The sequence below is a fragment of the Gemmatimonas sp. genome (assembly GCF_031426495.1).
GTDB lineage: Bacteria > Gemmatimonadota > Gemmatimonadetes > Gemmatimonadales > Gemmatimonadaceae > Gemmatimonas.
The window spans coordinates 18,404-39,574 of sequence record NZ_JANPLK010000023.1; the positions used below are offsets into that span (position 1 = coordinate 18,404).

General features: G+C 65.2%; 18 protein-coding genes. 10 read left to right on the top strand and 8 right to left on the bottom strand.

The genetic code is table 11. The features are described 5' to 3' along the window. Nucleotides 1–66: 66 nt before the first annotated feature. Entirely contained in the window at nucleotides 67–459 is a 393-nt protein-coding gene (locus RMP10_RS07080; RefSeq protein WP_310569667.1) for a hypothetical protein, read from the bottom strand. Between the two features lie 64 nt (nucleotides 460–523). After that, nucleotides 524–865, bottom strand: coding sequence for a hypothetical protein (locus RMP10_RS07085; protein ID WP_310569668.1), 342 nt, complete (start codon nucleotides 863–865; stop codon nucleotides 524–526). Between the two features lie 274 nt (nucleotides 866–1,139). Between RMP10_RS07085 and RMP10_RS07090 the strand changes: the two genes are divergently transcribed. From RMP10_RS07090 to RMP10_RS07105, 4 genes are all read left to right on the top strand, one after another. Next, complete coding sequence (locus tag RMP10_RS07090; RefSeq protein ID WP_310569669.1) at nucleotides 1,140–2,117, top strand: diguanylate cyclase; 978 nt, start codon at nucleotides 1,140–1,142, stop codon at nucleotides 2,115–2,117. Nucleotides 2,118–2,305: 188 nt separating this feature from the next. After that, nucleotides 2,306–3,091, top strand: coding sequence for an alpha/beta fold hydrolase (locus RMP10_RS07095; RefSeq protein WP_310569670.1), 786 nt, complete (start codon nucleotides 2,306–2,308; stop codon nucleotides 3,089–3,091). A 114-nt stretch (nucleotides 3,092–3,205) separates the two neighbouring features. Further along, complete coding sequence (locus RMP10_RS07100; protein ID WP_310569671.1) at nucleotides 3,206–3,835, top strand: hypothetical protein; 630 nt, start codon at nucleotides 3,206–3,208, stop codon at nucleotides 3,833–3,835. A 434-nt stretch (nucleotides 3,836–4,269) separates the two neighbouring features. Continuing rightward, the gene (locus RMP10_RS07105; protein ID WP_310569672.1) at nucleotides 4,270–5,850 is read left to right on the top strand and encodes a L,D-transpeptidase family protein; all 1,581 of its coding nucleotides are present in this window, start codon (nucleotides 4,270–4,272) and stop codon (nucleotides 5,848–5,850) included. A 15-nt stretch (nucleotides 5,851–5,865) separates the two neighbouring features. On the opposite strand, the gene RMP10_RS07110 is transcribed toward RMP10_RS07105, so the two are convergent. Next, complete coding sequence (locus tag RMP10_RS07110; RefSeq protein WP_310569673.1) at nucleotides 5,866–6,249, bottom strand: Plug domain-containing protein; 384 nt, start codon at nucleotides 6,247–6,249, stop codon at nucleotides 5,866–5,868. Nucleotides 6,250–6,591: 342 nt separating this feature from the next. Between RMP10_RS07110 and RMP10_RS07115 the strand changes: the two genes are divergently transcribed. The 3 genes from RMP10_RS07115 to RMP10_RS07125 are packed head-to-tail and all read left to right on the top strand — an operon-like array spanning nucleotide 6,592 to nucleotide 13,183. After that, nucleotides 6,592–8,187 (top strand): VCBS repeat-containing protein, encoded by a 1,596-nt coding sequence (locus RMP10_RS07115; protein ID WP_310569674.1) that lies wholly within the window; start codon nucleotides 6,592–6,594, stop codon nucleotides 8,185–8,187. Nucleotides 8,188–8,199: 12 nt separating this feature from the next. Continuing rightward, nucleotides 8,200–11,673, top strand: a complete 3,474-nt coding sequence (locus RMP10_RS07120) for a DUF1553 domain-containing protein (protein ID WP_310569675.1) — start codon at nucleotides 8,200–8,202, stop codon at nucleotides 11,671–11,673. 22 nt (nucleotides 11,674–11,695) lie between these two features. Beyond that, nucleotides 11,696–13,183 (top strand): DUF1501 domain-containing protein, encoded by a 1,488-nt coding sequence (locus RMP10_RS07125; RefSeq protein ID WP_310569676.1) that lies wholly within the window; start codon nucleotides 11,696–11,698, stop codon nucleotides 13,181–13,183. Between the two features lie 105 nt (nucleotides 13,184–13,288). On the opposite strand, the gene RMP10_RS23390 is transcribed toward RMP10_RS07125, so the two are convergent. From RMP10_RS23390 to RMP10_RS07145, 5 genes are all read right to left on the bottom strand, one after another. Further along, a complete protein-coding gene (locus RMP10_RS23390) occupies nucleotides 13,289–13,627 on the bottom strand; it encodes a Fic family protein (protein WP_345785779.1) in 339 nt (112 codons plus the stop codon). Further along, entirely contained in the window at nucleotides 13,596–14,315 is a 720-nt protein-coding gene (locus RMP10_RS07130) for an aquaporin (RefSeq protein WP_310569677.1), read from the bottom strand. Before RMP10_RS07130 ends, RMP10_RS23390 begins: the two co-directional genes overlap by 32 nt. After that, nucleotides 14,312–14,818 (bottom strand): arsenate reductase ArsC, encoded by a 507-nt coding sequence (locus RMP10_RS07135; protein WP_310569678.1) that lies wholly within the window; start codon nucleotides 14,816–14,818, stop codon nucleotides 14,312–14,314. The genes RMP10_RS07130 and RMP10_RS07135 overlap by 4 nt, the downstream gene beginning before the upstream one ends. Next, entirely contained in the window at nucleotides 14,815–16,173 is a 1,359-nt protein-coding gene (gene arsN2 / locus RMP10_RS07140) for an arsenic resistance N-acetyltransferase ArsN2 (protein ID WP_310569679.1), read from the bottom strand. Before arsN2 ends, RMP10_RS07135 begins: the two co-directional genes overlap by 4 nt. A 65-nt stretch (nucleotides 16,174–16,238) precedes the next feature. Continuing rightward, nucleotides 16,239–16,748 carry a metalloregulator ArsR/SmtB family transcription factor gene (locus tag RMP10_RS07145; RefSeq protein ID WP_310569680.1) on the bottom strand — a complete coding sequence of 170 codons (510 nt, stop codon included), beginning with the start codon at nucleotides 16,746–16,748 and terminating at the stop codon, nucleotides 16,239–16,241. A 263-nt stretch (nucleotides 16,749–17,011) separates the two neighbouring features. Between RMP10_RS07145 and RMP10_RS07150 the strand changes: the two genes are divergently transcribed. The 3 genes from RMP10_RS07150 (at nucleotide 17,012) to RMP10_RS07160 (ending at nucleotide 21,171) form a co-directional block, all read left to right on the top strand. Then, on the top strand, nucleotides 17,012–19,069 hold the full coding sequence (locus RMP10_RS07150) for a multicopper oxidase domain-containing protein (RefSeq protein WP_310569681.1): 2,058 nt from the start codon (nucleotides 17,012–17,014) through the stop codon (nucleotides 19,067–19,069). A gap of 109 nt (nucleotides 19,070–19,178) precedes the next feature. Further along, nucleotides 19,179–20,528 carry an aminotransferase class V-fold PLP-dependent enzyme gene (locus tag RMP10_RS07155; RefSeq protein WP_310569682.1) on the top strand — a complete coding sequence of 450 codons (1,350 nt, stop codon included), beginning with the start codon at nucleotides 19,179–19,181 and terminating at the stop codon, nucleotides 20,526–20,528. A 118-nt stretch (nucleotides 20,529–20,646) separates the two neighbouring features. Further along, nucleotides 20,647–21,171 carry a hypothetical protein gene (locus RMP10_RS07160; RefSeq protein WP_310569683.1) on the top strand — a complete coding sequence of 175 codons (525 nt, stop codon included), beginning with the start codon at nucleotides 20,647–20,649 and terminating at the stop codon, nucleotides 21,169–21,171.

A 21,171-nucleotide genomic window follows, 5' to 3' on the forward strand; every position in this document is an offset into this window, starting at 1 on the left:
AAGCGAAGTTCATGAAGCACCCTAAAGGGAGAGACAAGCTGGGGCGACGAGAATTCGATGAGCTATTCAGATGCCGCGTATCGCCTGAATCGCGTCCAGCACGGCGAGATCCGCGATGTCCTGCGCGCGGCCGGCTCGCCACGACGCGATAAGCAGCGCGAGCGAGATCGTAGGTATCGGTACATCCTCCACTTCGAACACGGCGATCTCGTGGTTCGCCTCGGCCCAACTGACATTCCACGCCCGGGTGAGCACGTCAACATTCGGCGTATCACCGATCATGGTGACGCCCCGACTCAAGATGTCATCGGGGACCAGTCGATGCGCGACACCGAAGGGCAGCCCCGAAAGAGCCAACAAGACGCGTTCCGCGTTGTCGTGCGTGGCATCGATCCGGAGGTCGACCTCTCGTGTGGCGCGCGAGGATCCCCACAGCTGTATCGCGGTAGCGCCGATCACCACCTACCGCGCGTCGTGCGCGTTCAAGAGACGAGCGACACGGCCACCCGCGTGCGCACTTCCCTCACGTGGACGATCGGTGCTGTCGCCAGGTGGTGAACACATCGAACGTGCGAAAGATTCGCGGAGACTCGAACTGCTGGGCGCCAATATCGGGAACGACCGCAATCTCGTCGGCCTCAAGCACACGGGCCTCGGCCGACAGTGACATGTCGCGCGACAGTCGTGTGCGTCGTGTCGCATCCAACGGCGAGTCAACGACGTGGTCGTGATCGGCGACATATCGCCGGACGGCTTCCGCAACGATCAATCTCCGCGAGCGATCCAGCGTGCGCGCCAGCCGGTCGGCGGCAGCGAGGTCTCCATCCGGTAGCGTAACGGCGATCCTGGCACAGCGTTCGGTCATACTTGATCATACTCTATCATACCACCCAAAATTAACGAGGATGCACGTTTGCCGAGCGTTCAGCGTCCAATTAGCCCCGTCCTCTCCGAAATAATCGGCAAGCCGCTCATTCATCTTGCCGGCCTACTCCGGCCAGTCTTGAAGATCCGGTCGTTTGTCACACAGGATCGTTCGCATGCTGCCGATACTCCGAGGTAGACGCGATGCCGCGTGTTCGCCTACTCAGGAGTGGCGGGCCGGGCGTTGGCTCGGACTGACATGTGGAGAGTCCGTGATGATCGATAAAGAACACCCCGATTCGCTGTCGCCGTTTTCGCTGTCGCTGCAGTCGGCAACCGACGACCCCACGCTGAGAATACTCGGGGAAGCGGTGGCGTCGGCCTACGATGCCGTGATGATCACCGATGCCGTGCTCGATTCGCCGGGTCCGCACATCGTCTTCGTGAACGCGGCGTTCGAGCGCATGTCAGGATGGAGCGCTGAGGAGCTGAAGACGCTCACGCCTCGCGTTATGCAGGGCCCCGAGACCGATCGCGCCACGCTGCAACGCCTGCGCGCCGCGCTGGTGGTCGGTGAACCGTTTCAGGGGTCGACGGTGAACTACCGTCGCGACGGCTCGCCATTCATCATGGAGTGGAGCATCAGCAGCGTGAAGGACGAGTACGGTGCGCCGCGGTACTTCGTCGCGGTACAGCGCGACATCACGGCGTTTCGTCGCCGACTGGCCGACGCCGAGGAAGGCGCGCGAACAGATGCTCTGACCGGCCTCGCCAATCGTCGCGCGTATGATGCGAGATTGTCAGCGATGCTGGCCCAACCCGACCTCGTCCTCGGGTTGCTCGCGATGGACATTGACCGCTTCAAGCAGGTCAACGATACGTACGGACATGGCGCCGGCGACGCCGTGTTGATCGAGGTGAGCCGCCGCATGTCACGCATCGCAGCCGCGACGCCTGGTGCGCTGTTGGCCCGTACCGGCGGCGAGGAGTTTTCGCTCCTCGTGCCTTGCACCGATGCGAAGCAATCAATTGGAGAGTTGGCCGAAGCGGTTCGTGCCAGCGTCGCCGCGGGTCCGATTGCGATCGATTCAGGTGCGCTCAACGTCACGATCTCCATCGGAGTCGCCAGCACCACGTCGCCAATGGCGACTGCGGAGATGTTGAGCCGCGCGGCCGATCGTGCGCTGTATCGGGCCAAGACAGGTGGTCGGAACCGCGTCGAAGTGACAGTCGGCGACGGCGGAGCGGCCTAGCTCTCCTGATCGAGGCGCAGCTAGACGAGTCCGAGCCTCCTGCGAGAAAATCGCAAGGAGGGCATTCCCGCGCTGGCTGCGACTTGTCTGATTTCCATGAGCGACGGCCCCACTCCTGCATCGTCCGAGGATTCGCGCGCACTGTTTTATCGGTGTGCCCGAGCGGGTTCTCCTTCGCCATCGTCGACATGGACTTGCATTACATCCGAAAGGGCACGGGAAAGCCGTTGCTTCTGCTCCACGGGCTCGGCGGTAGTTGGCAATCATGGACTCCACTGCTGACTGCGCTCGCGGCCGAGCGAGAGCTCATCGTTGTTGACCTGCCGGGGCACGGAACGACGCCGCTCCCATCTGGTGACGTATCGTTTAGCGCGTTAGCGGATGCGGTTGCTGCATTTTTAGCCTCGCACCGCTTGCTTGGCATCGACGCCGTGGGAAGCTCAATGGGAGCACGGCTGGTGCTCGAACTGGCGCGACGAGGCGGTATCGTCGGCGCGGTCGTCTCACTCGATCCGGGTGGATTTTGGCAGGGGTGGGAGCGCACCTTTTTCGCCACCACGATCGGCCTGTCGATCCGGCTTGTTCGCGCACTGCAGCCCGTGATGCCGGTGCTCGCGGCCAACACGCTTACGCGCTCACTTCTCTTGGCGCAGTTCTCGGCACATCCATGGCGCCTGCCGTCATCGATCGTTCTTCAAGAGATGCGTGATTACGCATTGGCGCCCTCTTTCGATGCGCTGCTCCATGATCTCGCGCATGGTGCCGCGCAAGCAGGTGTGCCGGCTGGCGCTTTGCGTCACCCCATGCTCATCGTGTGGGGACGTCAGGACCGCGTGTGTCTACGTCGGCAGGCTGCGCGGGCAGTCGCGCGGTTTCCTGATGCGCGACTGCACTGGCTCGACGACTGCGGACATTTCCCGCACTGGGACCAGCCCGCCGCGACGGTGCGGTTGATTCTTGAGGCGACGCGTTGACGTATTTGCGGTGCGTTCTATCTGTGGCGTCTCGTCGCGGCGTTCGTCGTTGAAGGTCGGCAACACGACGACCGGTGTTGAGCGCCGTTCACCGTACCATCGCTCGAGCACGATATGATGTCCCGCCTGGACCCCGAGTTTACCGCCCTTCTCAGCCCACGGTTCCAATTGGCCGAGCTGGAGCGCCATGCCAGCAGCATCTTCGGATTGTGGCCGGATCTTCGGCTCGCCTATGTGAATCCGGCCTGGGCCGCCTTCGCAAACGGGAATTGCGGGCAGCCATCCATTGAACAGCAGTGGGGGCTTGGTTCGCATTACCTCGACGCGATTGCTGAGCCGCTTCTGCCATTTTACGTCGGACTGCTAGATAGCTCGCCCGATCCTCAGCAATCGCGCGCTCCGGTCTCGCATTTATACGAGTGCTCGAGCGCCGAGCAGTACCGCACGTTCAGCATGCAGGTGTACGCGCTTCCGGAACGCGCAGGCTTTATTGTCGTAAATTCGCTGGTGGTCGAGACTCACCATGATCCCGCCGAGCGACCGCCGATGGGTGCCGATCGTAGTGCGTACGTCGATCCGCGTGGCGTGATAATACAATGCTCGCACTGTCGCCTTGTGCAGCGCGCTGCCGATGCGACGCAGTGGGATTGGGTCCCCGCGTGGGTGGAGCGGAGCCCCAAGGACACGAGCCACGGTCTCTGCGCCGTGTGTTTCGAATACTACTATCCGGACGTCGCCGACTGATTGCCGCGCGCGTGCCGACCGCGTTCGGGACCCGCGTTCCACCGATGAATCCTCGCGAGAAACCATCGTCTCTGGCGCGTGGTGCAGTGTCTCCGCCCCACGCCGTCGGTGCCGAGGTCGTGGGCCGAGCGCCGTCGACGTACTCGCCAGGTCACGCCCTTCACCCCGGCGGCCGTGGTGGCACTACTCTCGCGTAGCATAGCGGTAACGGCCGGGTCCGGTCGCGAAGGTGTGTTCATCACGGGAGGCACGGCGTGGCACAAGGGCACAGAGTTCACGGGAAAAGCGCAGGGCGTTCGGGCATTTTGGACGCGGCGCGGTTCGGCACGCTCCTCTCGCTGAGCCTTGCGTTGCTTGTCGTGGTCAGCTGTAAGGGCCGCCGTACGGCTGCAGATGCCGCCAAGGAATGGACGCCGAGCGCAGGCGATGTGGTAATGGGCGTGCCGATCGGCGACGTGACGGCGTCGATCCAGACGCAGCTTACGACTCGGCCGGAAAGCATCCCCGCCGACCGGTGGCGGCACATCAAGCAGCTGTATACGACGTACGGACACGTCCCGCTCTGGCTCGAAGCTGACGGCTTCAGTCAGTCGCGGAGCAAGGCATTGTTGCGCGCGGTGGTCGATGTGCGCACCGATGCCCTGCGTCTTGATGCGTATCCGCTCGAGGAACTGGTCGCGACAGTCGGTGCGGTGCAGGCGACGAAACAGGCCAGTGCGACGCAGCTGGCGAGCGCCGACGTGCTCCTCACGGCGACGTACGTGGAACTCGCCGAGGATCTCCTCACGGGACAGGTCGACCCGAAATCGATCGAGCAGGACTGGCATATCGCGACGGGACACGAGCCGATCGACAGTGCCGTTGCGCGCAGCCTGCGCGATCCGCAACTCGACTCGGCCATCGCTCGCATGCGTCCGCGTGACGCCGACTACGATGCGCTGCGCCGATCGCTCGTGCGCTTTCAATCCATCGTGGCGAGCGGCGGATGGGCAGTGGTGCCGGCAGGAAAGGCACTCAAGCCCCGCCAGACGGACAAGCCGGCGCGACTCGCGGCGCTCCGTGCGCGACTCCGTGTGGAGGGCTTTGGTGCACCGGGGGCTGCACCGGACAGCGCACCAACCGGTACAGCAAGCGCAAACGTCTACAACACCGAGCTGGCCGGGCTCGTCGCCGACTTCCAGGCGCGGCACGGCATCGCCGTGGACAGCGCGCTCGGCGCCGAAACCATGCAGTCGCTGAACGTGCCCGCGCAGTATCGCTTGGCACAGATTGCCGCAAACCTCGAGCGGTATCGCTGGCTGCCGCGCTCGTTCGGCGGTCGGTACATCATCGTGAATGTCCCCGCGTTCCGGCTCGAGGCGCACGATTCGACCGGCACGCTCGAGATGAAAGTGATCGTTGGCGAGGAATTCGAAGGAAAGACGACACCCGTCTTTGCGGACTCCATGGAAACGGTCGTATTTCGCCCCTACTGGAACATCACGCCGGACATTCAGGAGCAGGAGACCGCACCGAAGATCGCCGCAGACGCGAAGTACATGGACGCGAACGATCTCGAATACTTCAAAGATGGTGGCGAAACGCGCATCAGGCAGAAGCCGGGGCCGAAGAACTCGCTGGGGCTCGTGAAGTTCCTGTTCCCGAACGCGTTCAACATCTACCTGCACGATACGCCTGACGATGCGCTGTTCGCGAAAGATGTGCGGGCTTTCAGTCACGGGTGCATTCGTCTCGAGAAGCCCGAGGAGCTGGCCCAGTGGGCACTGGGCTGGGACGCGGTGCGCGTCGATTCCGCGATGCAGCAAGGGCCGGACAACCAGTCCACGAAACTCGCGAAGAAGATTCCCGTGTACATCGTGTACGCCACGGCGTACGAGCGCGACGGACAACTCTACTTCGGCAACGATTTGTACAGCCGCGATGCGGCGCTGGTGGAGGCCGTGACTGGAAGCATCGCCCCGCCAGAAACGGCGCTGCGGAGCCTCGAGGCGCTACGCAAGCTCGTGCAGGATTGAACGCGTCGACGGTGCCTACTCGGTGAAGATCACCAGCAACCCGCACGTCTTTCGCGTCGCGTTGTATTCGAGCGGCATCGTCGCGCCACCTTTGCAGACCTCGATCGCCAGAATCTCATCCGGGGCGAGCGAGTTCAGGTCGAATAGCTCGTCACCACCCTCGCTGATTCCCGGCATGTTCCTGAACGAATCGTAGCCTCGGCGCGTCGCGAAGTACGCCATCCCACCGCCGAGGCGTACGATGTCGGCGCCGCTGACCGACTGCAGCACATCGGACAGCGAACGCCCTCGCTCCTGTTCGAGCTCACCGGCCGTGAGGAACGACCCGCCAATTCTGGAGCGCCGGTGCTCCTCGAACGACGCCAGTCGACGGTCGGCGGCGCTCGTGACGACGAGCACCGTCGACAATCCCGTCGATCGAGATAGGGGTGAGGCGAAAGATCTGCTCAGCGCCATCGGAACTCGTGATCATCAGCGACAGAGTGCAGTTCAAGGGGTCAGAGTCGTTGAACGGCAGTTGAACGACTCTTACCCCATGAACTGCTGCTGACCCTCGTGCACTGCCCACGCCGCTTGTTCGCGCACGACCTCCTGCGCATGCGCGAAATCCGCCGGCAGGCTCTTGCCGGGTGAGCGGTTCGCGCGTAACACACGCCAGCGTTCGCGCGATCGGCAATCGGGCCGTATAGTGAACCGACCCCAATCGCGTTGCGGATACTGCCAATCCATCACCCACCCGTCGTGCAACGTCGTCTCGCCCTCGCGGCCGCCGCCCTGCTCCTCGTTGCAGCCTGCACGCCGCGCAACGTGCCCGGCCGGTCGGACGCCTCGACGGCCCTGTCCGCCGTCCCCCGGGCGCTCTGGGTCGAGGCGACGGACGCGCTGCTCCCGCCGACCGCCGAGTGGACAAACAAGGTCGAGCTGGCTGATCTCAATGGTGACGGACTCCTCGACCTCGTGTTTGCGAACGGAGGCGACTACTCGACGCCTGGTACTCCCGAGCTCAATCGGGCCTTCTACAACAGCGGTCCGGGAAAGCCGTTCGTAGAGCGGACCGCGGAGGTCTTCGGGGCCACGCCGGACATCGCGCGCGTCGTGAAGGCGCGCGACTTCGATGGCGACGGTCGGGTCGATCTGTTCGTCGGGACGACGTATCAGACGCAGAGCCGGCTGTACCTGTCCAACGGCTCCGGCGGGTTCGTCGAGCGCACCGCGTCCCACCTGCCCGCCGTCCTGCTCAGCGTTGGCGACGCCGAGCCCGGTGACGTGGACGGTGATGGGGATTTAGACCTCGTGCTCGCCGACTGGGGCCCTGGGAACAACATGAGTAATGCGGGCGGTCGGGTCCGGCTCTGGCTCAACGACGGCGCGGGGCGCTTCACCGACGTCACGGCGGCGCGACTCCCGGACGAGCTGGTACGGTTCTCGTGGGATCTCGAACTCGTCGACGTGGACAACGACTTCGACCTCGATGTGCTGGTGTCCTGCAAGCGTTGCGGCGGCGGTTCGCTGTATCGCAACGACGGGTCGGGCAAGTTCGCCGCCGACCCACGTGGCCTTCCGCAGTACACGAACAACTACGAATACGAGGCAATGGACCTCGATGGCGACGGCTTCCTCGATCTGGTCACCGTGAACGACGGCGACATCGTGGGCGGGGACGGCTCCAGCCGCCGGGAGCACGTGCTCCGCAACAATGGCAAGGGTCGCTATCTCGACGCGACCGACGCGTGGTGGCCCGACCGCGAGAACATCGGCGAGGACGATAACGTCGTGGCGTTCCTCGACGTCGACTCGGACGGCGACTCCGATTTCGTGATCGGCTCGCTGAGCGGGCCCGACCGGCTCCTGCTGAATGACGGAGCCGGCCATCTCCGGACCGCCAACGATGTGTTCGTGGGCGAGAAGACCCCGGGCACGCTTGGACTGGCGTTGGGCGACCTCGACGGCGACGGGCGAATGGACGTCGTGCAGGCGCAGGGCGAGGTGAAGGGCGCCGAACGTGAGCGGATCTTCCTGGGCCGTGGCCTCGCGCCCGATGTCGCCCCACCGGTCGTGGGGCCGGTCGCGCAGGCGCCGTCGGACAACGGCGTGGTCGTCCGTGCGCGCGTCCACGACCGCAAGGGTCCGACGCTGCCGACCGAGTGGCGGCGTGTCGAGGTGCGCTGGACCTCCTCCAGTGGCCCGGGCGCGACGCCGCTCGTCTGGTATGGGGAGTATCTCTGGCGTGCCGTGGTCCCGACGAAGGCCGACGGCCTCCGGGTGTGCGCCGTAGACGCCGCAGGGAACGAGACTTGCCGCGCCGTATCGGCGCCTGGATTAGGCCGTGACCGTTAACTTTTCATCGCCATGAAGCCTTTCGTCACGCTCTTCGCGTTCTTCACCACTGCGTTCGCCGCAGCTGCCACTCCACTCGCGGCGCAGTCCTCCGACGACTTCTTTGAGTCCCGGGTACGGCCCGTCCTGGCAAGGCAGTGCGTCGAGTGCCATTCAGAGGCTCGGACGCGCGGCCGCCTGAAGCTCACCACGCGGGCAGAGCTGCTCACCGGCGGCAAGTCGGGACCCGCCATCGTCCCCGGTGACCCTGACGCCAGCCTGCTGATCAAGGCGGTCCGGCACCAGGTCGCGAAGATGGAGATGCCGCGTGACGCGCCGCCCCTCTCGGCCCGTGACATCGAGGGGTTGGCGGAATGGGTTCGCATGGGCGCGCCGTGGCCGGAGTCCGCCCCCCGTATCGTGCTTGTTGCCGCGGTGTCCGGAGCAAGCGAGGGCGGCATGACACCCGGCGCCCGGATCTTCGTGAACAAGGTTCAGCCGGTGCTCGAACAGAAGTGCTTCGCGTGCCACACCAGTGAGGAGCGCGGGGGGCTGCGGCTCGACTCGCGCGAGCGCATCCTCAAGGGAGGAAAGCGGGGGCCCGCGGTCATTCCGGGCAACCCCGAGCAGAGCCTGATCATCGCGGCGCTGCGCCACGAGCGCGAGGATTTGCGCATGCCCCGCAACGCGGCCAAGCTGTCGGACGCCGAAATCCAGGGGTTCACGGAGTGGATCCAGGCCGGCGCCGAGTGGGCGAAGGCCGAGGCACCGATCGCGGTCCAGCGCCGCGCCGTCACCAAGACGGAGCGCCAGTTCTGGTCGTTCAGCCCGCACCCCGTCATCACAGTCCCCACGCCGGGGAAATCGGGGTGGGCGAAGACCGACATCGATCGCTTCGTGCTGGCCAAGCTCGAGCAGCGCGGGCTCACCCCCGCCCGTGCCGCCGACAAGCGCACGCTCATCCGCCGGGCGACCTATGACCTCATCGGACTCCCGCCCACGAGGAAGGAGGTGGACGCCTTCCTCGCCGATACCACCGTCGTCGCCTTCAAAAAGGTCGTGGACCGGCTGCTCGCCTCCGAACACTACGGCGAGAAATGGGGCCGGCAGTGGCTCGATGTCACTCGCTTCGGGGAAGACGACACCCGCGGCCTGGCGATGGACGGCTCGGGTCGGGAGCGGTACCCGATGGCCCACATCTATCGCGACTGGGTTGTCGACGCCTTCAACGCCGACATGCCGTACGACACATTCGTCAAGGCGCAGCTGGCGGCCGACCTGATGCCAGAGAAGAGCCGAAAAGACATGCTCCCGGGGCTCGGCTTTCTCGGCCAAGGCCCCTGGTACTACGATCTTGCCGATCCCCCGGTCGCGCGCGCCGACGAACGCCACGACCGCGTCGACGTGACGACGCGCGGCTTCCTCGGGCTCACCGTCGGGTGCGCGCGCTGCCACGACCACAAGTACGACCCCATCGGGACGCACGACTACTACGCGATCGCCGGCATCTTCAACAACGCCAACTATCACGAGTATCCGATCGCCGACTCGGCCCGCGCCGACAAATACAAGAAGGACAAGGAGTTCATCAAGAAGATGAACGACGGCATGGGCGAGTACATGCGCACCGAGTCCGACCAGCTCACGCGCGTACTCACGCTTCAGGTTTCGAAGTACATGATGGCGGCGTGGAAGGTGACCGGCCGCGAGCAGTTCCCCAAGGAGCGTGCGGCTATCGAAGCGCGCCTGGATCTGGAGACGCTGGAACGATGGATCGCCTTTTTGAACGATCCGCCGAAGCACTACCCCTTCCTGACCGACTGGCAGGCGATGATCGCCGCGCCGGTGGGCACGACCGACGAAGCCAAGGCCGCGGCAAAAAAGAAGGCGCAAGGGCTGGCCGATGCCTTCCAGCGCCTGCTCATCGACGTGTCGGTCGAGCAGAAGAAGCTCGAGGAGAAGAACAAGAAGATCATCGCCAAGGGCACGCCGCTCGACGAGGTGAAGTCCATCCCGATGCCCAATGGCTTCGAGAGCTTCTTCGACCAGCACCAGCTCGAGCTCGCGACCATGGATCGCTCGCGGTTCAACCTGTTTCTGGACGTATACGCCGTCGATCTCGACAACGAACTCGACACGTTCTTTCCGAAGCCGGCACTGCTCCGCTTCAATGGCTGGGGGCTGGAGCGTCAGCTGAGTCGCGTCGCCGCGGACCACCTCGCCGCCATGCGCGAGGAGGTGAAACGCCTCCAGAAGGAACTGCCGGACATCCCGTTCGTCATGGGCGTCCAGGACAAGCCGAAGGGGTCACTCGAGGACATCGCGCTACACATCCGCGGCAGCCCGCTGAACCTTGGCGAAAAAGTGCCGCGCGGCTTCCTGCACGTGCTGCAGCCCGACACTCCCAAGGTGTACGGGGAGGGCAGCGGCCGGCTGCAGCTGGCTGAGGACATCGCCAACCATCCGCTTGCCGCGCGCGTGATCGTGAACCGCGTGTGGGGCTGGCACATGGGCTTCGGGATCGTGCGTACGCCAAGCAACTTCGGCTTTGCTGGGGCGAAGCCCACGCATCCCGAGTTACTCGAATATCTGGCCACGCAGTTCGTCGCAAACGGACGGTCCATCAAGCAGCTGCATCGGGACATCATGCTGTCCGCGGTCTATCAGATGGCCTCGGAACACGACGCGAAGTCCGCGGCCATCGATCCCGAGAACCAGGATCTGTGGCGGTTCAACCGTCAGCGCCTGAGCGCCGAGGGTATCCGCGACGCGCTGCTGGTGGTGTCGGGCCAACTCGTCGACACGATCGGCGGGCCCTCGCGCGAGCTCGATGACGAGAAGAACAACCGCCGCACGCTGTACTCGAACGTGAGCCGGTTCCAGCCGCACATCTTCCTGCAGACGTTCGACTTCCCGAGCCCGAGCCTGAGCGCCGAACGGCGGTTCGCCACCAACGTTCCGCTCCAGAGTCTGTACTTCATGAACTCGCCGTTCGTGTTGCGACAGGCCCAGGCCCTGGTGAGGCGCTTGGCCGACTCGACCGCGGCTCCTGGTGTGGCGCCGGACTCAGGTGCGGGCACACCAGCGGCCTCTCGCCGAACCGCCTTGAAGCAGGTGGCGACGACCGCGGCGGATACGGGCGCGGCTGCCGCCGGCCCTCCGCCGCCGAAGCGCTTCGACGATCGCGCGATGATACGGGCGGCGTATCCGCTGCTGTACGGACGGGAGGCGACCGCGGACGAGATCGAGCTCGGGCTTGCGTTCCTCACGAATCAACGCGCGTCGTTGCTGGTGAGCGAGACCACGAAGGCTGCGGCCGAGGCCAAGAAGACCGACGCCACGAAGGCCGATGCAACAAAGGCCGATGCAACAAAGGTCGACGCAACGAAGGTCACGGCCGAGACCAAGAAAGATCAGGACCTGTTCGCGCGCCGAGTCTCCATGAAGGCGTGGACGCAGTACGCGCGGGCGCTGTTCAGCGCGGCAGAATTCCGATTCATCGATTGAGAAGCGCTTTCTAGGAGAACGGATGTCAACAGGGCACGGGCAGGGCGGGCATGACGATGGCTGCGGGGTGAATTCCCAGCCCCGCACGCGACGCGAGGCGCTCAGAACGATGGGCGCCGGGTTTGGCATGATGGCGTTCGCGCAGATGGTCGGCGCTTCCATCGCGGAGGCGTCGAGCTCGGTGCTGTCTTCGATGGGTGAGCGGGTGATCAAGCCCGACTTCGCGCCGCGCGCCAAGCACGTGATCTTCCTGTTCATGAACGGGGGGGTGTCGCAGGTCGACACCTTCGACCCCAAGCCCGAGTTAACCAAGTACGACGGGAAGCCGATTCCGAACGCCATCAAGACCGAGCGGAAGACCGGCTCGCTCATGAAGTCGCCGTTCAAATTCTCGCGTTACGGGAAGTCTGGGCTCGAGGTGAGCGAGCTGTTCCCCGAGGTGGGGTCGGTCGCCGACGACATCTGCGTCATCCGGTCGATGCACACGGAGATCCCGAACCACGAGCCCTCGCTCCTCATCATGAACACCGGGCACATCCAGCCCGGGCGGCCGTCGATGGGGGCCTGGCTCACCTACGGGCTCGGCACGGAAAACAAGAACCTCCCTGGGTTCGTGGTCCTCTGTCCCGATCAGCCCACCGTGGTCGGGCCGCCGCTCTGGAGCAACGGCTTCCTGCCCGCCATGCATCAGGGCACGTTTATCGCCGACAAGGCGCCGCGGCTCGCGGACGACTTCGACCCGTATGAGCTGATCCCCAACATCCACTCCGACTCCACGTCGCTCGACGACCAGCGAAAGGAAGTGGACTTGGTCGAGAAGCTGAACCGGATGCGCATGGCGCGCGTCGGGCCGAATGACGAGGAGCTCGAGGGCGCCATCAAGGCGATGGAGACTGCCTATCGCATGCAGACCGAAGCACCCGACGTCTTCGACATCCGCAAGGAGAGCGAGGCCACGCAGAAGCTCTACGGCCCGGGAAGCACGGCGCGCGGCTGTCTGATGGCGGTGCGACTCGTCGCGCAGGGTGTCCGCATGGTGCAGGTCTATTACGCCAAGGGCGACCCGTGGGACCACCACGACGACATCACGAAGCACCGCGTCAACGCCAGGCACTCCGACCGGGCGTTCGCGGCGGTGGTGAAGGACCTCAAGTCACGCGGCCTGTTGGATGACACGCTGGTAGTCTGCGGCACCGAGTTCGGACGCACGCCGGTGCTCGAGACCGGCGGTGGTGGCGCGGGTGGTAGGGTCACCAACGGGCGCGATCACAATCCGCACGGGTTCAGCATCTGGCTGGCGGGTGGCGGCGTGAAGGGCGGCATGACCTACGGCCGCACCGACGACTTCGGCTTCAAGGTCGTCGAGAACCCCGTGCACATCCACGACCTGCACGCGACCATTCTGCACCTGCTTGGCATCAACCACGAGAAGCTGACCTACAACTACAGCGGTCGCGACTTCCGGCTGACCGACGTGGCCGGCAAGGTGATCCACGACATCATCGCCTGAGGCGACGAGCAGGCAACGGTTCAAGGGGTCGGAGTCGTTGAACGGTTCAAGGGGTCGGTTCAAGGGGTCGGAGTCGTTGAACGGTTCAAGGGGCGGTTCAAGGGGTCAGAGTCGTTGAAACACTCGGCGCCTATTCGATGTGGAGGCACTGACCTTTGCCGTGTTCGCCGAGCGCCTGAAAGCAGGGGCGGTTTCGTCCGATCGGATGGTCACCCACGGGAAGTCGGCGTCGAGCAGCGCGTAGTTCATGAGCAATCGCCCGAGTCGACCGTTACCGTCGAGAAACGGGTAAACGGTGACGAACTCCACATGTGTGAGGACCGCGCGCGAAATCCCCCTGTCTACGGGGAGGCCCCGCTTCTCGCTTGTACGCTCCGGTCGGCGTTGGGCAGCTGCACTCCAGCGAAAACGCTCAGAGCGGCCCCTCCACGCCGGTCGGCACACCCCGAGGCGTCATGGACGGGACGTTCGACCGTCGCACCGCGTCGTAAAGCTGCATGCCCGCGATCATGCCGAGGATCGGGGCCACCCAATACAGCCAGTGGGCCGTCCAGATGCCGCCGACGATTGCCGGCCCCAGCGTGCGGGCCGGGTTGAAGCTTCCGCCAGTGAGCGGACCCGTGACCAGAGCGCCCGCAAAGACCGTCGCACCGAGCACGACGGGGGCGATGCTGGCCGGCACACGGTCGTCCGTGGCGACCGCCATGATGACGAAGCCCAGCAGGCCGGTGAATCCCATCTCGATCACGAACGCGCGCGCCAGCGTCACTGACGGCACCGTTGCCCCGAAGTCGCCCACGGGCCCCAGTAGCCAGGCGAGCAGCGCCGACGCCGCGATGGCGCCGACACATTGGGCCAGGATGTACGGTACGACATCACGCGACGGAAACCGGCGCACCGACCAGAAGCCCAGCGTCACCGCCGGATTGATGTGCGCACCGCCCAGGTGTCCGCTGGCGGCCACGATGACCGTCACCGCGAGACCGAAGGCCAGCGCGACGCCCGCATGACCGAACGCGCTGGTCGAGGCGGCCACCATCGCCGCGCCCGGGCCGATGGCTACGAGCGCGAACGTGCCGAGTGTCTCCGCCACGTAACACCGAACATCAGGGCGACCTGCCGCGTCGCTCACGACGACTCGTGGATACGGCGCGCCTGCTCGGCGAGTGTGGCGGAGTCGAACGACTCGACGGGCAGGGCAAGCAGCGCATTCACGCGTCCCTCCAGCGCGCCGAACGTTTCCTCGAACGCGAGTCGCGCCGCTTCGGGTGTCGTTTCCTCGGCCGGGTCGGGCAGGCCCCAGTGCACCGTCGCAGCGCCGGGCAGAAACGGACACGCATCGCGGGCGTTGTCGCATACCGTGATCACGAGGTCGTGGTGCGCACCCGCCACTGCATCGATATGCTGCGGAGTGCGGCCCTCCCACCGAATGCCGTGCGCACGGAGCGTTTCCACCGCATAGGGATTGACGCGCGCCGCGGGATGGGAGCCTGCACTCGACGCGGCAATCCGTCCTGCCCCTCGCGTCTGCAACAGGGCCTCAGCGATCTGGCTCCGCGCGGAGTTGCCCGTGCAGAGCACCAGCACGGACAACGGGCGGGACATCGTCGAGTTGTTGATGTCAGTCATCGTCATGAGTCGAGGGAGGCAGGCAGGAGGCGGGCCGTCGCGCCGAGCTTTCGCGCCATCGCGGTCGCGGATGCGGGGCAGGCGCTCCTGAACTCCAGGGTGTTCGCAATCTCCGCGGGCACGGCGTCGCGCGTGACCGTCTCGAAGCCGAAGCGCGGGAAGTAGTGCTCGGCGGTCATCGTCAGCAGGTACAACGCGTGGATCCCGCGTGCCTCTGCCTCACACACCACGCGCTGCACGAGCTGGTGTCCGAGGCCATGCCGCTGCCAGTCCGCGCGTACGGCAACCGACCGCAAGAGCGCGTTGTTGCCGCAGACCTCGAGGCCGGCGACTGCCACGACTGTAGCATCGAAATCCGGCGCTGACGCGACGATGAACTGTCGTGCGTCGGAGGCAAGCAGCTCGGTAACACCATCGACGGGAAGGCTCGCACCGGTGAGCAGCTGCAGGATCGCTGGAGTGTCCTCGACGGTCGCTGCACGCATTGAAGCCCGAGCAGCTGCCGGCTTGGTGGCCCGCACAAACGCCGCCATGATCTTGCCTTCCATCGCGGCGACGTTCGCCGTGTCGAGGCCCGACTCGGTCAGGAACTGGACGGCGTCTTCCGGCTTGTAGATCCGCGTGGGTTCGATGTCCGTGTGCGTGAAGCCCGCCTCGGTCAGCAGCGCGTGGAACTCCGATTCCTCGAGCGCGCCCGCCACGCAGCCCACCCAGAGCTCCATGTTGCGCCGCACGTCGTCGGGCATCGCGCCGCGCGTGACGACATCACTCACCGCGAAGCGACCACCAGGCTTGAGCACCCGGAACGCTTCCGCGAGTACGCGCCGCTTGTCGCCAGAGAGATTGATGACGCAGTTCGAGATGATCACGTCGACCGAGTTGTCGGGGAGCGGGATCGCTTCGATCTGGCCTTTCAGAAATTCGACGTTCTCGACCTTCGCCTCGGCCGCGTTCTGCCGCGCGAGCGCCAGCATGTCGTCCGTCATGTCGAGGCCATAGGCCTTGCCCGTCGGTCCGACGCGGCGCGCCGAAAGTATCACGTCGATGCCGCCGCCAGAGCCGAGGTCGAGCACCACGTCGCCAGCGTTGAGCTCCGCCAAGGCCGTCGGGTTGCCGCAGCCGAGCGAGGCGAGCACCGCGGCGGACGGCAGTTTGTCGGTCTCGCCATTCACGTACAGGTTCGACGTGATGGGGTCGACGCTGCCGTTGAACGCGTCGCCGCCGCAACAGGAATTCACCGGGCCGCAGCAGCTGGCGGCCTCGCCCGTCGCCAGCACACGGCGCGCGGCGTCGCCGTACTTCTCCCGCACGAGCGTGGTGAGCGGGGAGTCAATCGTAGGGATGGGCATCGGGGTGGTCACGGCATCGTCTCCGAGCAAGAAATGTTGATGTGTTGAACGCGAGACAACCAAGAAATGAGCGAGCGCTAGCCGCAGCAGCGGGCGTTGGCGGGCAGACGCGGGCGGCTACCCGATGCGACCGGGCGCATGTCGACGACGACGTCGTGCGCTATCGCCAAGGCCTCGGGTACGATCGTGTAGTACGACCACCGCCCCTCCTTTCGGTCGGTCACGAGACCGGCCTCACGCAGCACTTTGAGGTGGAACGAGAGGCGAGACTGCGCGGCATCGAGCACGTCCTGAAGGTCACAGACGCAGCGCTCGCCGTCCTGAAGCAGATGGAGAATGCCAAGCCGGGTCTCGTCAGAGAGGGCGTGGAACAGACGCGCGACAGCGGTCAGGTCGGGAGTCGTTGGTGTAAGCACGAGCGTAGAATACACCAACGAATCTTGATGTGTCAAGCACCTGTCATCCACCGCACGCCGAACCTGCACTCGCACGATCTCGTGCTCAGGCGCCAGCATCGCCTCGAGCACCGCGAGATCTTCGTCCGTTCCGACATTCCCCAACACCACACACGCATTTCGCTCGAGCATCCACTCGGGAACAGAGCTTTGCGCGGCCGAGCCACAAGGGGAAGTACGCGGAGGAGGGCCGCGAGCGGGTCGACCACTGCGATTCCGCCGCCGCCAAACGGCGTGGTTCGGGTTGCGTGACGCCGCTCCTCTATTCGAGGTGTGAAGGCGTGGGGGCAGCGCTGGCCGCCGCTTGACCCACTGTTCGGGCACTACTAGGATGGACCGCGCCGAGTCGGCCGGTTTACGGCGGCGCAGTGCCCACCTGCGACCAGAGCGTCATCATGGCAGCACTCCGAACGGTCGCCGCCGTGCTTGCGATCGCCACCGCACAGCTCACCGCCGCGTCCCAAACGGCGCGCGTCTCGCCGAGGGCCCAGCGCCAGATGCTGCCGGCGCACAGCGACGCGCCGACTTCTCAGCCGCTTCGCGTCAGCGCGGTCTCGCGTATCACGACGAACGACAACCGGCGACCCGCAGGGCGTCTTGAGCGCGGTGTCTACACGTTGCGACTCGAGGTACGCGAGGGAATGCTTTTCCCGGAGGAGGCGAATGGTCCGGGAGTTCCGGCCTTGGCCTTCGCTGAGGTTGGGGCAGCGCTGCAGGTGCCTGGACCGCTTGTCCGGGTGCCGCAGGGCACGGAGGTACGCGTGAGCATTCACAACCCCCTCCCTGACTCGTCTATCACGGTCCACGGACTTGGTACGCAGTCCCGCGCCGACGACTCAGGCCTGCGCATTCCGGCCGGTGCCACGCGACAAGTGACCTTCAAGGCGGAGACCCCGGGAACGTTCTTCTACTGGGGCACGACTGGCAACCGCGATCTGAATGACCGTGAGTGGCACGAGAGCCAGCTCTCGGGTGCGCTCGTCATCGATGCGCCAGGCGCGCCCGTCGAAGACCGCGTGTTCGTCATTGGCCATTGGTTTCGTCCGGGTGACTCGACGCTGGCGGTACCTCGGCCCGATCAGGAATTAATGGTGATTAACGGCCGGTCGTGGCCGCACACCGAGCGCCTGACCTTCACGCAGGGGGATTCGGTGCGCTGGCGGTGGATCAATGCTTCAGCCGTGTCGCATCCGATGCACCTGCACGGCTTCTACTTCTACGTGGAGAGTCGCGGCGACGCGCGCACGGAGCGGACGTACAGCGGAGACGCGCGTCCGTTCCTCGTCACGCAGCTCATGCTGTCGGGCGAGACGATGCGCGTCTCCTGGGTGCCCGAACGGAGCGGCAACTGGCTGTTCCACTGCCACTTCGCGTTCCATGTCTCCCATCACCTGGTGCTCAAACGCGACGTTGTGGCGCGAGGCGCGGTCGCCGATTCGACCACTGCCGGAGGGGCCACCCACGCGTCGCATGCGGCGCAGTCGCCCCGCGGATCAGTGGCAGCGGCTGTTGTGCCACACCAGATGGCGGGGCTCGTGCTCGGCATTCACGTGCGACCGGCGGCCGGTGTGCCGGTCGGTGCGTCCACGTCGTCGGCGCGACCCAGGGCACGCGCGATCCGACTGCTGGCGCAGGCGGCGCCCAACCGATTCGGCCGGCTCGCCGGCTTCGGTTACGTCGTGCAGGACGGCCCGGCTCCTCCGGCGCGAGACTCGATCAGCATCCCGGGGCCACTGCTCGTGCTGCGCCGCGGTGAGCCAGTGCGCATCACCGTTGTGAACCATCTGGCGGAGGCCACGGCCGTTCACTGGCACGGCATCGAGCTGGAGAGTTTCCCAGATGGTGTCCCTGGGTGGAGTGGCGCGCCCGGCCGGATCATGCCGCCCATTGCGCCCCGCGATTCGTTCGTCGCCGAGTTCGTGCCGCCACGCGCCGGCACGTTCATCTACCACACGCACGCCAACGAGCAACTGCAACTGGGCTCGGGCCTGTACGGCGCGCTGCTCGTCGTCGACCCCGAGCGGCCGTTCGATTCGGCCATCGACAAGGTGATCCTCGTCGGTGGGGCGGGAGCAGCGGATTCGCTTCCACAGTTCGGGTTGGAGTCGCCAGGGCTCGTGAACGGCAGCTCAGCGCCCCCACCGATGGACCTGCGCGCGGGGACGACGTATCGCCTGCGCTTCATCAACATCAATCCGGACTTTCGCGTGTTCTTCTCGCTGATGTCCGACTCCGCGCTTGCGGTCTGGCGGCCCGTGGCGAAGGACGGCGCGGACCTGCCAGCTCTGCAACGCGCGGAGCGAGCTGCCGTCCTGCTGACTGGGCCGGGAGAGACCGCGGACTTCGAGTTCACGCCGGCGACGCCCGGCGAGTGGCGACTGGAAGTGAAGACGCAGATCTCGGGGAATGGAGTACCCGGGTGGATCATCCCCATTCGCGTGCGCGTGCGGTGAGCGGTGTGCTGATCGTGGTCGAGCACGTCCCCGAAAAGCTGATCGACAACGACAGCGGTCGCGACTTCGGATACACCGATGTCTCCGGCCGTGAAACCCGAGCGAAAATATGATGTCGAGACCATTCGACCGGCGAACGTTGTTCAAGCACACGGCGCTCTTCACGGGAGCAGTGACCGGTGCGCTCGCGCTTCCGCTCTCGATAGGCAAAGCGGAAGACCTCGACGCCTGGTTGTCTAATCAAGGCGGCCCGTCCCTAAAAGATCAGCGCTCGCCCGGAATAATCGCGCGCGATGAAGCGTATTGGGCGCGCGTGCGAGGACTGTACCATCTTCAGCCTGACGTCGTGAATCTCGATCATGGCTGGACGAATCCACCTCCCCGCGCCGCCATGACCGAGCTGACGGCGAGAGCGCGAACGCTCGAGGCCTTGCCGGCTGAGCAGCTCCCGAAGCAGTGGGAAACGATAAGCACGACGAAAATGAGAGCGGCACTCGCGGCGGCGATGAACGTACAGCCGACCGAGATTGCGCTTGTCCGAAACGCAACCGAAGCACTCGACACTGTGCTGCTCGGATTCCCATTGAAAGCCGGCGACGAGGTCGTGTGTTCGGCGCACGATTACTACGCGATGCTCGATGCGCTCGAACAGCGACGCGCGCGGGACGGCATCGTTCTCAAGATGATCAACCCCCCGGTGCCTGCACCGTCGATGAACGCGCTCGAAGCGCTATATGTGGACGCCATCACGAGCAGAACACGGCTGGTCCTGCTCACGCATCCGAGCAATCTCACCGGACAATACCTTCCAGTGCGGCGGATCTCGGAGCACGCACATCGCGTCGGGGCCGAAGTGGTCGTGGACGCGGCGCAGTCACTCGGACTCCTCGACGATCCGCTCATGTCACTGGGCTGTGATTACTACGGCGCCAGCGCACACAAGTGGCTGGGAACACCCGTCGGACTCGGTGTCCTCTGGATGCGCCCGGAGCACGTCGCGAAAATCTGGCCCCTCCTCCCACCGATGAAGGAGGAAAAAGGCATGGCCCGGTTCGAATGGATCGGGACGGCACCGGAGTACGTCAATCCGGCATCGATTCCCGCCATCGCACTGCATGCTGCTCTTGGCGCCAGCCGAAAGGCGGAGCGACTGAAGTACCTGTCTTCATACCTGCGGGAAAAGATCACCCGAGCTTTTCCCAATGCGCGATTCTACGCGAGCCACGAGTTGAGCGGCACGCTCACGCACGTCGAATTTCAGGGAGTGGATCCGATCGCCCTCCAGAAGCGTCTCCGCGAGCAACACGGCATTCTGATTCAAGGGATGGGCGGCATCAGGAGCGACCCGTCACTCCGCGCGATTCGCATCTCTCCCAACGTGTTCACGGCCAGAACAGAGCTTGATCGATTTGTCGCGGCAGCATCGCGCGAAATTCCACGCCTGGAGAAGCGGGGATAGCTCGAAAGCGGGCGGGCAGGCTCGTGTCGGGTGGACGCCTACCCGTTGACAAGTATGCCGAAATGTTCAAGATTCATGAAGTGTGAACATAGCCCACCCTCGTGAACGTCAAAAAGCCATGCCTCCGCTCAAGCCTCAGGACATCGCCGTCGCTTTACAGCTCCTGATCACGCCAGGCGCGACGTATGCGGCACTTTCCGCGGCGACGGGACTGAGTCAGGGCGAGGTGCACAACGCCGTGCGACGGCTGCGCGGCGCACGGTTGGTTCTCGCCGGCGCGTCACTGGTGCACCGTGCGGCGTTGCTGGAATTTCTCGGATCCGGTGTGGCGTATGCCTTCCCGGCGGAGGCCGGAGCCGAATCGCGCGGCGTTCCGACGGCGCACTCGGCAGGCGAGCTCGCGGCGGAGTTCGGCGGATCAGATCCTCTGGTGTGGCCAAGCGTTGCCGGGAGCGTCCGCGGCGCGAGCGTGATGCCATTGTATGCTGCGGCGCCGGCGACAGCGGCACGCAATCCCGAGCTCTACGAACTGCTCGCGCTCGTGGATGCCGTGCGCCTCGGTCGCGCACGGGAGCGCACGCGCGCCAAGCAACTGCTGCGCGAGCGGATCATGTCGGCGTCGTCCGTGGTAGCAGCGGTGTAA